Genomic DNA, 14,040 nt, shown 5'->3' with positions numbered 1-14,040 from the left:
GGGCGGGGTGGGGGACTGGCCCGATATCTTCGCCGCCGGGCGGATCACCGCGCATTTCCTGGCGCGCGATATCCTGGTCGGGCTGCGCCACGATCCCATGCCCGCCCGTGCGCGACTGTTCGACCGGTTCAAAAGGGCGGTTGCGTGATCTGACCCCTCAAGGCAAAGGGCGCTCCGAACATAGGCAAGAAGGGGCCACCCATGGCATTGATCGCGATCCTCGCCGGTGACGGCATCGGCCCGGAAGTCACGGCGGAAGCGCGGCGCGTGCTGGAGGCGCTGGATCTGGGCCTGACCTTCGAGGAGGCCAGGGTCGGCGGCGCGGCCTATGAGGCGGCGGGCCATCCGTTGCCGCCCGAGACGCTCGAGGTGGCGGGGCGCGCCGATGCGCTGCTGTTCGGCGCTGTCGGCGATCCGCGCTTCGACAATCTGGAGCGCGCGCATCGGCCCGAACAGGCGATCCTGGGGCTGCGCAAGGCGTTCGGGCTGTTCGCGAACCTGCGGCCTGCGCGCCTGTTCGAGGGACTGGAGGATGCCAGTTCGCTCCGTCCCGAGATCGCGCGGCGTATCGACATGGTGATCGTGCGCGAACTGACCGGCGACGTCTATTTCGGGGCCAAGGGGCGTGGCACCACCGATGCGGGCCTGCGCGAAGGCCATGACCTGATGCGTTATGACGAGGAAGAAGTCGCCCGCATTGCGCGCGTCGGCTTCGAGACCGCGATGCGTCGCCGTCGCCGCCTGCTGTCGGTGGACAAGGCCAATGTGCTGGAGACGTCGCAGCTTTGGCGCGACGTGGTGATCGAGGTTGCCAAGGATTATCCCGAGGTGGCGCTCGACCATATGTATGTCGACAATTGCGCGATGCAGTTGGTGCGCGATCCGGGCCAGTTCGACGTGATCCTGACCGGCAATCTGTTCGGCGATATCCTGTCGGATCAGGCGTCGATGTGCGCGGGGTCGATCGGAATGCTGCCCTCCGCCGCTTTGGGCGCGACCGGCAAGGGGCTGTACGAGCCGATCCATGGTTCGGCCCCCGATATCGCGGGGCAGGGCAAGGCCAATCCGTGCGCCGCGATCCTGTCGGCGGCGATGATGTTGCGCCACTCGCTGGGCATGAGCGAGGCTGCCGACCGGATCGATGCGGCGGTCGCGGGTGCGATCCGCGATGGTGCGCGGACCGGTGACCTGGGCGGCAGCCTGTCGACCCGCGCCATGGCCGACGCGATCCTCGAACGGCTCTGACGCCCGTGAGCGCGCTCCTCGAACTCGCGGTCGTCATCCCGACCTTCAACGAGCGCGCCAATGTGCCCGTGCTCATCGCCAAGCTCGACCAGGCACTGGCCGGGCGGCGGTGGGAAGCGATCTTCGTCGACGACAACAGCCCGGACGGCACGGCGGATGCTGCGCGCGAACTGGGGAAGGTCGATCACCGCGTCCGGGTGATCCAGCGGATCGGGCGGCGCGGCCTGTCCTCCGCCTGTATCGAGGGGATGTGTGCCACCGCCGCAGCCGTCGTCGCGGTGATCGATGGCGATTTGCAGCATGACGAGACGCTGCTGCCGAAAATGCTCGACCGGTTGCAGGCGGAGCCCGATCTCGACCTGGTGGTGGGCTCCCGCTTCGTCGAGGGCGGCGGGACCGGGGACTGGGACCGCGACCGGGTGGCCAAGTCGGCCTTCGCCACGAAGCTGTCGCAACGGGTGCTGAACGTCGATCTGTCCGATCCGATGAGCGGCTTCTTCATGGTCCGCACGCAAGTGGCGCGCGAGACGGTGCCGCATCTGTCGGGAATCGGCTTCAAGATCCTGCTCGACATCATGAGCGCCTCGCCACGTCCGCTTCGCGCCGCCGAGATGCCTTATGTATTCCGCCTGCGGACCGAGGGCGAGTCGAAGCTCGATCATGTCGTGGCGATGGAATATCTCATTGCGCTCTATGACCGCCGCTTCGGCAAGGTGGTGCCGGTGCGCTTCGCCATGTTCTCGGCGATCGGGGTGCTGGGCGTGGGCGTGCATATGGCGGTGCTCAGCCTGTTCTTCGTCGCTCTGGGCGCGAGTTTCCTCGCCAGCCAGATCGTCGCGGTGGCGGCGGCGATGACGTTCAACTTCTTCCTCAACAACGCGCTGACCTATCGCGACCGGCGGTTGCGCGGGTTCAAGCCGTTGCTCGACGGATGGGTGTCCTTCTGCCTGGTCTGCTCGGTGGGGGCGATCGCCAATGTCGGCGTCGCGGCCTTCCTGCACGATGCGCGCGCGAACGAGTGGGCGGTGTCGGCGCTGATCGGGGTGCTGATCGGGGCGGTGTGGAATTACGCGCTGTCGTCGCGGTTCGTCTGGGGGCGGTATTGAGTTTGGGGTGTGCACTTCGACTTCGTTCAGTGCGAACGGACGTTTGTCCCTGAACCTCGTTCAGCCCGAGCGAAATCGAAGGCCAAGGAAAAACCTCACCGCCAATCCGCAAACCACGTCCAGCGCGAAAACGAGGCTGGTCCCGCCAGCGCGCCCGCCGTCAGGATCGGATGGAAATAGACGAACAGGCACACCGCCCCGACCAGATAGGCCTCGTCCCAATCCCGCATCCACGCTCGCCAACGGTCGATCGCCACCGCCAGCGCGACCGACAGCCAGATTGCGGGCAGGAAGTAATAATAATAGAATCCCAGTGACTTGGGGATGATCGCCCAGACCGCGAACCCGCCGATCCACAAGCCCGCCGCGACGCCCAGCCGGACCTCCCGCGTCCGCAACCAGCCCAGCGCGCACATCGCCACCGCGATCAGCCCACCCCACATCACCGCCGGATTGCCGAGCAGGAAGATGCCGCGCTGGGCACCGTCCGCGACCTGATAGAAATACCAGATCGGCCGCCCGATGACGGGCCAGCTCCACCAGGTCGATTGATAGGCATGGGGCGGCAGCACCTGGGTCTGGCGCGCATACATCTCCAGTTGGAAGGGCAAGAGGTTCGCCCATGTCATCGGCTCGCGCGCATAGAAGAAAGCGGGCGCGAAGGTTGCGGCATAGGCGATGGCCGCTCCCAGCCCGAGCAGCCCCCAGGCCGACCACCAGCGCAATCCCGGCCAGCGGCTGGCATCGCCCCGCTTCATCACCACGAACCCGATCGCCGCATAGCCGAGATAGGGCACCGCCGCCCACTTCACACCGACCGCCAGCCCCAGCAACACTGCGCCCAGCCCCCAGCGCCATCGGCTCTGTGTGGGGGTTCCCCGCATTGCCCAGCCCATCGCGGCGACCGCCAGCACGACGAAGGCCGCCATGAACCCGTCGAGCATCGCGATCCGCGCCTGGACCAGCACCATGAAGTCGACCAGCGTCAGCACCGCACCGATCGCGGCGGCCCGCGTCCGCCCGGTCATCAGCCAGACGATCGCGAACACGCCCCCGACGATCGCCGTCCCCGCCAGCGTCGACAATGCCCGCCACCCGAGCGGATTGTCGCCGAAGATCATCATGCCGAGCGCGATCAGGGCCTTACCCAGCAACGGATGCTCGACATTTACCGGCCCCTCCAGCGCCAGCAAGGTGCGCGCGGCGGGGACATAATGGATTTCGTCGAACACCAGCATGTGCGGTGTCGTCAGCCGCCAGCAGAACAGCGCCTGCGCGGCGACCAGAATCGCGAGCAGCGCCGGGACCGGACGACGAAAGGGGACGAGCAGACGGCGCATGCCATGGTCATGGCGGGCGAGCGGGGGCGGGGCAATGGGGTTCCATCGCGGTGGGGGAACGCCGCTGTCCAATGGTCTGACAATTTGACGAAGCCGCTCGCCCATGGCACCCATGGGGAAAGCGGCGGGGCAGGCGGGGAAATGACGCCGACCCCATCCGCCACGATCAAGGCGTTTCGGGAGAGTGATGTGAGGCAGGCGGTTCGATCCACGGTCATTGGCGGGATTCTGGCGGCGACGGCCCTATCCCCGCTCCGCGCACAGACGCCCACCGCCAATGACGGCCCCGCCCGCAGCTTTTCGGTGCATGGCAAGGGCTTCCTGCGCAACGGCCAGCCGCATCAGGTGATCTCGGGCGAGATGCACTATGTCCGCATTCCGCGCGCTTACTGGCGCGACCGGTTGCGCAAGGCGAAGGCGATGGGGCTGAACACCATCACCACCTATGCTTTCTGGAACGCGCATGAGCCGCGTCCCGGTGTTTATGATTTCAGTGGCCAGAACGACATCGTCGCCTTCATCCGCGATGCCCAGGCCGAGGGGCTGGACGTGATCCTGCGCCCCGGTCCCTATGTCTGCGCGGAATGGGAGTTGGGCGGCTATCCGGCCTGGTTGCTCAAGGACCGCAACCTCGTGCTGCGCTCGATCGATCCGAAATATACCGCCGCGGTCGATCGCTGGCTGATGCGGCTGGGGCAGGAGGTGAAGCCGCTGCTGCTCAAGAATGGCGGGCCGATCGTCGCGGTGCAGCTCGAAAACGAATATGGCGCGTTCGGCGACGATCAGGCCTATCTGCGCGGGCTGGAGGCGACCTATAAGCGCGCCGGGTTCGCGGACGGCGTGCTGTTCACCTCGAACCAGGGCGGCGATCTGGCCAAGGGCTCGCTGCCGGGCCTGCCCTCGGTCGTCAATTTCGGCTCGGGCGGGGCGCAAAGCTCGGTCGCCAAGCTGGAGGCCTATCGCCCCGATGGCCTGCGCATGGTCGGCGAATATTGGGCGGGCTGGTTCGACAAATGGGGCGAAGAGCACCATGAAACCGACGGCAGGAAAGAGGCCGAGGAAATGGCCTATATGCTCAAGCGCGGCTATTCGATCTCGCTCTACATGGTGCATGGCGGCACCACCTTCGGCTGGATGAACGGGGCGGATTCGCACACCGGCAAGGACTATCACCCCGATACGACCAGCTATGACTATGACGCGCCGATCGATGAAGCGGGTAATCCGCGCTACAAGTACGGCCTGATCGCCGCCGCCATCGCCGAGGTGACCGGCAAGCCCGCTGCGCCCACGCCCGCGCCGACCGCGGCGACGACCTTCCCGGTGTCGGCGGTACGCCGCAGCGCGTCGCTGTGGGACAATCTCCCGACCCCGGTGCGCTCGGCCCAGCCGATGACGTTCGAGGAACTCGACCAGAATTACGGCTATGTCCTCTACCGTGTGACCGTGCCTGCGGGCGGGGCGGGGCCGCTGACGCTGAAGGGCATGCACAGCTATGCCCAGGTGTACCTCGACAAGACGCTGGTCGGGACGCTCGACCGGCGGCTGGACCAGGAGACGGTCGAACTGCCCGCGCGGACCCGGCCGACCGTGCTGAACATCCTGGTCGAGAATACCGGCCGGGTGAATTACTCCCACGCGATCCGCACCGAGCAGACCGGGCTGACCGGCGCGGTCATGCTGGCGGGCTCACCCTTGCGTGACTGGCAGATGTTCCGCCTGCCGATGGACGATCTGGCCAGGCTGAAGCTGTCGGCCAAGCCCTGTGCCGGACCCTGTTTCTATGAGGCGGAGATGACGGTGGCGAAGCCGGGCGACACCTATCTCGACATGCGGGGGGCGCATAAGGGGCAGCTATGGTTGAACGACCATAATCTGGGCCGCTTCTGGAGGATCGGGCCGGTCCACACGCTCTACACGCCCGCGCCGTGGATGAAGGCGGGCGCGAACCGCATCCTGTTCTTCGACCTGACCGGGGATGCCAGCGATCGAGTGACGACGGTGGACAAGCCGATCTGGGGTAAGGTCACCAATCACCGCGAGGCGCAGTAAGGGCGAGGGGATTGCCCCTCCACCACCCGGCTGACGCCGGGCGGTCCCCCTCCCCATCGGAGATGGGGAGGATTGAGGTGGCCCTATTCCTCCCCAAGCTGTGCTTGGGGAGGGGGACCGCCGGGCGAAGCCCGGTGGTGGAGGGGCAAATCCCCGCATTCCCTCCGCCCGGGTAACGGCGACACAACCGGTCACGCCGACCGAATATCCTTGAACCCCGCTTCCCGGACCGGCAAATGGGCGGATATGAAGCGCAAGACTGGCCAGGACCGTTCGATCACCACCAAGTGGCGCCCCGCGACGCAGGCCGTGCGCGGCGGCACCGCGCGGTCGGAATATGGCGAGACGTCCGAGGCGCTCTTCCTGACCTCGGGCTATTGCTATGATCGGGCAGGGGACGCGGCGGCACGGTTCGCGGGCGAGCAGGAGGGGATGACCTATTCCCGCCTCCAGAACCCAACCGTCGAGATGCTGGAACAGCGCATCGCCCTGCTCGAGGGCGCCGAGGCGTGCCGGACCATGGCGTCGGGCATGGCGGCGATGACCGCGGTGCTGCTCTGCCAGTTGCAGGCGGGCGACCATCTGGTTGGCGGGCGCGCGGCCTTCGGATCGTGCCGCTGGCTGACCGACACGCTGCTGCCCAAGTTCGGCATCGCGACCACCGTGGTCGATGCGCGCGATCCGCAGGCGTTCCTGGATGCGGTGCGGCCGGAGACGAAGGTCTTCTTCTTCGAGACGCCCGCCAACCCGACCATGGACGTGGCGGATCTGGAGGCGATCTGCGCCATCGCGCGCGAGCGCGGCATCACCACGGTCGTCGACAATGCCTTCGCGACGCCCGCGCTCCAGCGGCCGATGGAGTTTGGCGCGGACGTCACCGCCTATTCCGCCACCAAGATGATGGATGGGCAGGGCCGCGTGCTGGCGGGCGCGGTGTGCGGTACGGAAGATTTCATCACCAACACGCTGCTGCCCTTCACCCGCAACACCGGGCCGACGCTGTCGGCGTTCAACGCCTGGGTGGTGCTGAAGGGGTTGGAAACGCTGGACCTGCGCATCCATCGCCAGTCGGAATCGGCGATCAAGGTCGCGAAGTTCCTGGAAACCCGCGTACCGCGCGTCCTGTGTCCCGGCCTGCCCAGCCATCCGCAGCATGACCTCGCCATGCGCCAGATGAAGGCGGCGGGCAGCATCTTCGCGATCGAACTCGATGGTGGCCGGACTCAGGCGCATGGCCTGCTCGACGCGCTGGAGCTGATCGACATCTCGAACAATATCGGCGACTCGCGTTCGCTGATGACTCATCCCGCCTCGACCACCCATGCCGGTGTCACAGAGGAAAAGCGGCTCGAGATGGGCATCGGCGAGGGGATGCTGCGCCTCAACGTCGGGCTGGAGGATGCGGACGACCTGATCGACGATCTCGACCAGGCTCTCCGCGTCGTGGGTCTGTGAAAGCGCTCTTCCCCCATGCGCTGACCACCGGGCCGGTGACGGTCCGGGTGTCGGTCAGCTATCTGCCTGAACAGTCCGAGCCGCAGCGCGGGCGCTGGTTCTGGGCCTATCATGTCCGCATCGAGAATGATGGCGCACAGCCGGTGCAGTTGCTCACCCGCCGCTGGATCATCACCGACGGGCGCGGCGCGCGCCATTCGGTCGAGGGCGAGGGCGTGGTCGGCGAGCAGCCGGTGATCCAGCCGGGCGCGTCCTATGACTATGTGTCGGGCTGTCCGCTGGCGACGACCAGCGGCGCGATGCAGGGGAGTTACCGTATGGTCGGCGCGGACGGCGTGACCTTCGACGCGGCCATCCCCCAGTTCGCGCTGGTCGCCCCGGCGGTAGAATCATGAAGCGGACGCATCTTCCACTCAATGGCCTGCGCGTGCTGGACGCCGCCGCCCGTCACCTGAGCTTCACCCGCGCCGCCGACGAACTGGCGGTGACCCCGGCGGCGGTCGGCCAGCAGATTCGCGCGCTGGAGGATACGCTGGGCGTCGTCCTGTTCCGGAGGACCACGCGCGGGTTGGAACTGACCCCGGAGGCCGAGGCGGGCCTGGCGCCGCTTCGCGCCGGTTTCCTGCAATTCGAGGATGCGGTCCGCGCGATGCAGGCGGGCCAGTCGTCCAAGTCGCTGACCATCGCCGCCCCGCGCGACGTGACCGAGAAGTGGCTGATGCCGCGCCTCGCCGCGATCGCCGCGAGCGATCCCGATTTGCGCTTCTCGCTGATCGCATCGGACGAAGGGCTGGACTTCACCGAGGCCAATCTGGACCTCGCCATCCGCTGGGGCGACGGACCCGGCGGGCTGGAGGGCGAGGCGATCGAGTCCGACGGGATGATCCCCATCGGCCCCGCCGATGCGCCGCTGATCGCCTGGCCAGGCGCCCCGGAAGAGGGCACGCCGTTGGTCCGCGTCACCGATGCGGGTCTGGCGATCGATGCGGTCGCGGCGGGGCTGGGCCGCGCGGTTGTGCCGCAACTGCTCGCCGAGCGCGATCTGGCCGAGGGGCGGGTGGTCGCGACCGGCGAGGCCGTACCGTCCCGTATGGGCTATTGGCTGGTCGCACCGCTGCCGCAATGGCGGCAGCAGAAGGTCAAGGCGCTGGTCGAGGCCTTGGGGGGCTAACCTCAATCCACCCCGGCGAAGGCCGGGGCCCAGTCGCCACGTCGTCCATGGTGCGCAGTGACGTTGCATGGGAGGCAAAGGCGAGAGCGTCGTCGGGCCTCCCCCGCGTCGTAGCAGATCATCCCGTAGACACCGCAACTGGGCCCCGGCCTTCGCCGGGGTCGAGCATGTGGTTGTCGATACTACTCCCATTCCTCCCCAAGCTCGCTTGGGGAGGGGGACCGCCAGCCGCAGACTGGTGGTGGAGGGGCCGCCCCCTACGTCGGCCCTCGGGCGCCACCTCCCCTTCCGGGGGAGGAAAGGTCGATCAGGCCGTCGTTTCGGCGTCGTAGCGAACCGGGAACTTCTTGGCGCAGAATGCGCAATCCACCTGGATCAGGCCATCGGCGTCCGCCATGTCGCGGCGTTCCTCGACCGAGAATTTGGTGATGACGCTCGCGATATAGTCCGCCGAACAGCGGCAGCCGCGCACGATCGCCGGAGCCTGGGTCACGCGGACATCCTGTTCCTCGTTGAACAGCCGCCATACCAACGTCTCCAGCGGCAGTGCGGCGTCGGCCAGCTCCTCGACCTCCATCGTCTGGCCAAGCGCCTGGACATGCTCCCATTCGGGATGGTCGAGCTTGACGTGCAGCCGCTCGCGCCCTTCCTCGCCCTCGGGGAGATGCTGGAGGAACAGGCCGCCCGCGACGGTGCGCCCGTCGGGCCCCTTGCTGATCCCGACGCGCAACAGGCTGGGGATCTGCTCCGACTGGGTAAAGTAACTTTCCGCCGCCGCCGACAGCGTCTCGCCGTCGATCGGCACGATGCCCTGATAACGCTCGCCGGTCACCGCAAGGTCGAAGGTGATCGCCAGATACCCCTGGCCGAACAACGCAAAGAGCGTAGGGTCGGCGGGAAGCTCGGCCAGCTTGTCGGCATCGAACTGGACATAACCGCGAAGCTCGCCGCCGCGATAGTCGCACACCAGCAACTGGATCACGCCCGTATCGCTGCGCGTCTGGATGGTAAGTTGGCCGTCCGCGTCCTTCAGCGTCGTGCCGATCAGCGCGGTCAGGGTCAGCGCCTCCGCCAGCAACCGCTCGATTGCCGGGGGATAGGCGTGCGCCGTCAGAATCTCGTCCAGCACCGGGCCCAGCCGCACCAGACGCCCGCGCGCATTCTGCTGGGGAATGGTGAAACCGATCGCACGGTCGAGTTCGGGCAGGGTGATGTCGGTCATGCTCGTGCCTTTACGCTCCGGTTGGCGGCCGGGCGATATGGTGCCGGTCTGGCGGGGAAAGAGAAAAGGCCGACGAACCCGCCGGCCTTTCCCTAGATAGGAAATGTCCGATCGGGATCAACCGATCTGGCCGAAGCACCAACGCAGGACGGACTTCTGTGCATGCAGCCGGTTTTCCGCCTCCGGCCAGATCAAAGACTGAGGGCCGTCGATCACCTCCGACGTCACTTCCTCCTCGCGGTGGGCAGGCAGGCAGTGGAGGAACTTCGCATCGGGCCTGGCCAGCGCCATCAACTCGGCATTGACCTGGAACGGCATCATCGCGGCCAGCTTTTCCTCGGCATGGGCCTGGCCCATCGAGATCCAGGTGTCGGTGACGACGATGTCCGCGCCCTCGACCGCCGCACGCGGATCGGTGGTGCAGGTCGCACGCCCCCGGCCCAGCTCCAGCGTACCCGGTGCCGGGTGATAGCCGTTGGGGCAGGCGGCGACCACGTCGAAACCGAGCAGCCCGCCCGCCTCGACGATCGAGTGCAGCACGTTGTTGCCGTCGCCCAGCCAGGCGACCTTCAGGCCCGACAGGGTCTTGCCCGCCTCGATCACGGTCAGCAGGTCGGCCATGATCTGGCACGGATGCGACAGGTCGGTCAGGCCGTTGATGACCGGCACGGATGCATAATGCGCCATTTCCTCGACCTTGGCATGGTCGTCGGTGCGGATCATGATCGCGTCGGTATAGCCCGACAGGATGCGCGCGGTGTCGGCGATCGTTTCACCGCGCCCCAACTGCATCGTGCCCGCATCGAGCACGATCGAGGTGCCCCCAAGCTGGCGGATCGCCATGTCGAAGCTGACACGGGTGCGGGTCGAGTTCTTCTCGAACACCATGGCCAGCGTGTGACCGGCGAGCGGGGCGTCGGCATCGGCGCGGCCCTTGGTGAAACCGGCGCGGGCGGCCTTGCGGGCCTGGGCATCGGCAAGAATGGCGGTCACACCCTCGGGACCGGCGTCGGCGAGGTTCAGGAAGTGGCGGATCGTCATGGGGCAATACTCCGTCCCCCGGCGATTGGCGTCGCCGGGGTGGCAGGGATCATCAATCGTCGGCGGCGGGGACATAGACGCGCGCGGCGTCCGACAGCTTCGTCGCGAACTCGGTGATGTGGCTTTCTTCGATGGTCAGCGGCGGCAGGATGCGGATCACATTCTCGCCCGCCGCGACCAGCAGCAGCCCGTGATTGTCGCGGCAATGCGCGACGAAACGGCGGCTGTCGCTCTTCATCTTCAGGCCCTGCATCAGCCCGTGGCCGCGCACTTCCTCGAACAGATGGTCGAAGTTCGGGATCATCTGCTCCAGCGTCGAGCGCAGGCGCTGGCCCATCGCCTCGACATGCTCGAGGAAGCCCGGCTCCTGCATCACGTCGAGCACCGCCTCACCGGCGGCCATGGCAAGCGGGTTGCCGCCATAGGTCGAACCGTGGGTGCCGATCACCATGCCCTTGGCCGCTTCCTCGGTGGCCAGGCACGCGCCCAGCGGGAAACCGCCGCCGATCCCCTTGGCGACCGCCATGATGTCGGGCGTCACGCCGTACAGTTCATGCGCGAAGAACTTGCCCGTCCGGCCATAGCCGCACTGCACCTCGTCCAGAACCAGCAACAGGCCATGCTCGTCGCACGCTTTCCGCAGCCCTTGCAGGAATTCCATGCTGGCGGGACGCAGGCCGCCTTCGCCCTGGATCGGCTCGACCAGGAAACCGGCGGTGTTCTCGTCGATCAGCGCGAGCGCCGCCTCCAGATCGTCGAACGGCGCATAGGCGAAGCCCGGCAGCAGCGGCTCGAACCCGTCACGCATCTTAGGCTGGTTGGTCGCCGAGATCGCACCCAGCGTCCGCCCGTGAAAGGCGTTGTTGAACGTGATCAGCGTATGCTTCTGCGGATTGCCATTGGCGAAGTGATAGCGGCGCGCGGTCTTGATCGCGCACTCGACCGCTTCCGCGCCCGAATTGGTGAAGAACACCGTGTCGGCAAAGGTCGAATCGACCAGCCTTTGCGCGAAATGCTCACCCTGCGGGCTGCCGTACAGGTTCGACACGTGCATCAGGGTGGCGGCCTGTTTGGCGATCGCCTCGACCAGCTTCGGGTGGCCATGGCCCAGCGCGTTCACCGCGATCCCGGCGGCAAAATCCAGATATTGCTCGCCATTTTCGCCATAGAGGTAGACGCCCTCGCCTCGGACCGGACGCACCCCGCACCGTGGGTAAACGGGCATCAGGGCGGTGATGGTCACGGAACGTCTCCTTCAAACAGCAAAGGGCGGCTCAAAGGGCCGCCCGATGGCACGTTAGCCGATCGCAAAAAGCGAAACAACACCCGCCCGGTCAGGCGTCGATCACCTCTTCGTCCAGGCGCGCCGCATTTTCCTGGATGAAGGCGAAGCGGTGGGCCGGGTTGTTGCCCATCAGCCGATCGACCAGATCCTTCACGCCCGCGCGTTCCTCATATTCCTGGGGCAGGGTGATGCGGATCAGGCTGCGGGTCGCGGGGTCCATGGTGGTTTCGCGCAACTGGCCGGGATTCATCTCGCCCAGCCCCTTGAAGCGCGCGACATCGACCTTCTTGCCCTTGAAGGCGGTGCGCTCCAGTTCGGCGCGGTGGGCGTCGTCGCGGGCGTAGAGCGACTTGGCCCCGACCGTCAGCCGATAGAGCGGCGGCTGGGCGAGATAGAGATGTCCGCGCCGCACGAGGTCGGGCATTTCCTGGAAGAAGAAGGTCATCAGCAGCGTGGCGATATGCGCGCCGTCCACGTCCGCGTCGGTCATGATGACGATCTTTTCGTAGCGCAACTGGGTCGGGTCGCAATCCTTGCGGGTGCCGCAACCCATCGCCAGCGTCAGATCGGCGATCTCCTGATTTTGCAGGATCTTGGCCGAGGTGGCGCTGGCGACGTTCAGGATCTTGCCGCGGATCGGCAGAATCGCCTGCGTCTTGCGGTCACGCGCCTGCTTCGCCGAGCCGCCCGCCGAGTCGCCCTCGACTATGAACAACTCGGTCCCCTCGGGACTGTCGGCCGAACAGTCGGTCAGCTTGCCGGGCAGGCGCAGCTTGCGTGCGGAAGTCGCGGTCTTGCGCTTGACCTCGCGCTCGGCCTTGCGGCGCAGGCGCTCGTCCATCCGGTCGAGGACATAGCCGAGCAGCGCCTTGCCGCGATCCATATTGGCCGAGAGATAATGGTCGAAATGGTCGCGCACCGCCTTTTCCACGAGGCTGGCGGCTTCGGGGCTGGTGAGGCGGTCCTTGGTCTGGCTCTGGAATTGCGGTTCGCGGATAAAGACCGAGAGCATCAGTTCGGACCCGACCATCACGTCGTCGGCGGTGATGTCCTTGGCCTTTTTCTGGTTCATCAACTCGCCGAACGCGCGCAAGCCCCGGACCAAAGCCTGGCGCAGGCCCTGCTCGTGCGTGCCGCCATCGGGGGTCGGGATGGTGTTGCAATACCAGCTATAGCTGCCGTCGCTCCATAGCGGCCAGGCGACCGCCCATTCGACGCGGCCCTGCTCGGCGGGAAAGTCCTGATTGCCCGAGAAGAAATCGGCCGTGGCGCATTCGCGGCCGGCAATCTGTTCCTTCAGATGATCGGCGAGACCGCCGGGGAACTGGAACACCGCCTCGGCGGGCGTGTCGTCCGAGATCAATTCGGGCGCGCAGTGCCAGCGGATCTCGACGCCCGCGAACAGATAGGCCTTGGAGCGGACCAGCTTGTGCAACCGCGCGGGCTTGAAGATCAGTTCGGGCCCGAAAATCTCGGTATCGGGGGTGAAGGCGACACTGGTACCGCGCCGGTTGGGGGCGGCGCCCACCGTCTCCAGCGCGCCCAGCGTTTGCCCGCGCGCGAAACGCTGGCGATAGAGCACCCGCTCGCGCGCCACTTCGACCACCGTGTCCGACGACAGCGCATTGACCACCGAGATGCCGACGCCGTGCAGACCGCCCGAGGTGGCATAGGCCTTGCCCGTGAACTTGCCGCCAGAGTGCAACGTCGAGAGGATCACCTCCAGCGCCGACTTGTCGGGGAATTTGGGGTGCGGATCGACCGGGATGCCGCGGCCATTGTCGACGATGGTCAGGCGGTTGCCCGGCTCCAGCCTGACCTCGATCCGGTTGGCATGGCCCGCCACCGCCTCGTCCATCGCATTGTCCAGGACTTCGGCGGCCAGATGGTGCAGCGCGCGCTCGTCGGTGCCGCCGATATACATGCCCGGACGACGGCGGACCGGCTCCAGCCCCTCCAGCACCTCGATCGAGGAGGCGTCATAGGCGGGCTGGGGGCGGGCACCGCCCGCGAACAGATCATTGGACATAACGGGAACTATAGGCGTTGTGAGGCCCGCGCGCCAGCGTTGTGGCGCCCCCGCCAATTGCGACAAAACTTTGCCCATGTTGGTTTTCGGGATA

The 14,040-nt window shown here is 66.7% G+C and carries 11 protein-coding genes; 6 read left to right on the top strand and 5 right to left on the bottom strand.

Annotated features, from left to right (window positions below; translation table 11 throughout):
• Nucleotides 1-201 precede the first annotated feature (201 nt).
• Nucleotides 202-1,245 carry a 3-isopropylmalate dehydrogenase gene (gene leuB / locus SM191_RS12405; protein WP_341506460.1) on the top strand — a complete coding sequence of 348 codons (1,044 nt, stop codon included), beginning with the start codon at nt 202-204 and terminating at the stop codon, nt 1,243-1,245.
• A 5-nt stretch (nt 1,246-1,250) separates the two neighbouring features.
• Nucleotides 1,251-2,351: a glycosyltransferase family 2 protein gene (locus tag SM191_RS12400; protein ID WP_341506459.1), complete on the top strand. Its 1,101-nt coding sequence runs from the start codon at nt 1,251-1,253 to the stop codon at nt 2,349-2,351.
• Between the two features lie 95 nt (nt 2,352-2,446).
• On the opposite strand, the gene SM191_RS12395 is transcribed toward SM191_RS12400, so the two are convergent.
• Nucleotides 2,447-3,691, bottom strand: a complete 1,245-nt coding sequence (locus tag SM191_RS12395) for a phospholipid carrier-dependent glycosyltransferase (protein ID WP_341506458.1) — start codon at nt 3,689-3,691, stop codon at nt 2,447-2,449.
• Nucleotides 3,692-3,880: 189 nt separating this feature from the next.
• Between SM191_RS12395 and SM191_RS12390 the strand changes: the two genes are divergently transcribed.
• The 4 genes from SM191_RS12390 to SM191_RS12375 all read left to right on the top strand — a co-directional run bounded on the left by SM191_RS12390 (nt 3,881) and on the right by SM191_RS12375 (nt 8,369).
• A complete protein-coding gene (locus SM191_RS12390; RefSeq protein ID WP_341506457.1) occupies nt 3,881-5,743 on the top strand; it encodes a glycoside hydrolase family 35 protein in 1,863 nt (620 codons plus the stop codon).
• A 246-nt stretch (nt 5,744-5,989) separates the two neighbouring features.
• A complete protein-coding gene (locus SM191_RS12385) occupies nt 5,990-7,198 on the top strand; it encodes a trans-sulfuration enzyme family protein (RefSeq protein ID WP_341506456.1) in 1,209 nt (402 codons plus the stop codon).
• Complete coding sequence (apaG, locus tag SM191_RS12380; RefSeq protein ID WP_341506455.1) at nt 7,195-7,593, top strand: Co2+/Mg2+ efflux protein ApaG; 399 nt, start codon at nt 7,195-7,197, stop codon at nt 7,591-7,593. The genes SM191_RS12385 and apaG overlap by 4 nt, the downstream gene beginning before the upstream one ends.
• Nucleotides 7,590-8,369, top strand: coding sequence for a LysR family transcriptional regulator (locus SM191_RS12375; protein WP_307002357.1), 780 nt, complete (start codon nt 7,590-7,592; stop codon nt 8,367-8,369). Before apaG ends, SM191_RS12375 begins: the two co-directional genes overlap by 4 nt.
• Before the next feature lie 307 nt (nt 8,370-8,676).
• On the opposite strand, the gene hslO is transcribed toward SM191_RS12375, so the two are convergent.
• From hslO to parE, 4 genes are all read right to left on the bottom strand, one after another.
• Nucleotides 8,677-9,591, bottom strand: a complete 915-nt coding sequence (hslO, locus tag SM191_RS12370) for an Hsp33 family molecular chaperone HslO (RefSeq protein ID WP_341506454.1) — start codon at nt 9,589-9,591, stop codon at nt 8,677-8,679.
• Between the two features lie 117 nt (nt 9,592-9,708).
• A complete protein-coding gene (argF, locus tag SM191_RS12365) occupies nt 9,709-10,632 on the bottom strand; it encodes an ornithine carbamoyltransferase (RefSeq protein WP_341506453.1) in 924 nt (307 codons plus the stop codon).
• Nucleotides 10,633-10,684: 52 nt separating this feature from the next.
• Entirely contained in the window at nt 10,685-11,875 is a 1,191-nt protein-coding gene (locus tag SM191_RS12360) for an aspartate aminotransferase family protein (RefSeq protein WP_307002348.1), read from the bottom strand.
• A gap of 91 nt (nt 11,876-11,966) precedes the next feature.
• Nucleotides 11,967-13,946, bottom strand: a complete 1,980-nt coding sequence (gene parE, locus SM191_RS12355) for a DNA topoisomerase IV subunit B (protein ID WP_341506452.1) — start codon at nt 13,944-13,946, stop codon at nt 11,967-11,969.
• Nucleotides 13,947-14,040: the final 94 nt, after the last annotated feature.

Origin of the sequence: Sphingomonas sp. 2378, assembly GCF_038084995.1 — a bacterium.
In the GTDB taxonomy this organism is placed as follows: domain Bacteria; phylum Pseudomonadota; class Alphaproteobacteria; order Sphingomonadales; family Sphingomonadaceae; genus Sphingomonas.
Note: the sequence above shows the minus strand (reverse complement) of the source record. Positions and strands in the feature narration are given on the sequence as shown.

Bases quoted from the DNA above. Each gene is read 5' to 3' on its own strand.
- leuB (WP_341506460.1), top strand. From the start codon at position 202: ATGGCATTGATCGCGATCCTCGCCGGTGACGGCATCGGCCCGGAAGTC.
- SM191_RS12395 (WP_341506458.1), bottom strand. From the start codon at position 3,691: ATGCGCCGTCTGCTCGTCCCCTTTCGTCGTCCGGTCCCGGCGCTGCTC.
- SM191_RS12385 (WP_341506456.1), top strand. From the start codon at position 5,990: ATGAAGCGCAAGACTGGCCAGGACCGTTCGATCACCACCAAGTGGCGC.
- SM191_RS12375 (WP_307002357.1), top strand. From the start codon at position 7,590: ATGAAGCGGACGCATCTTCCACTCAATGGCCTGCGCGTGCTGGACGCC.
- hslO (WP_341506454.1), bottom strand. From the start codon at position 9,591: ATGACCGACATCACCCTGCCCGAACTCGACCGTGCGATCGGTTTCACC.
- argF (WP_341506453.1), bottom strand. From the start codon at position 10,632: ATGACGATCCGCCACTTCCTGAACCTCGCCGACGCCGGTCCCGAGGGT.
- parE (WP_341506452.1), bottom strand. From the start codon at position 13,946: ATGTCCAATGATCTGTTCGCGGGCGGTGCCCGCCCCCAGCCCGCCTAT.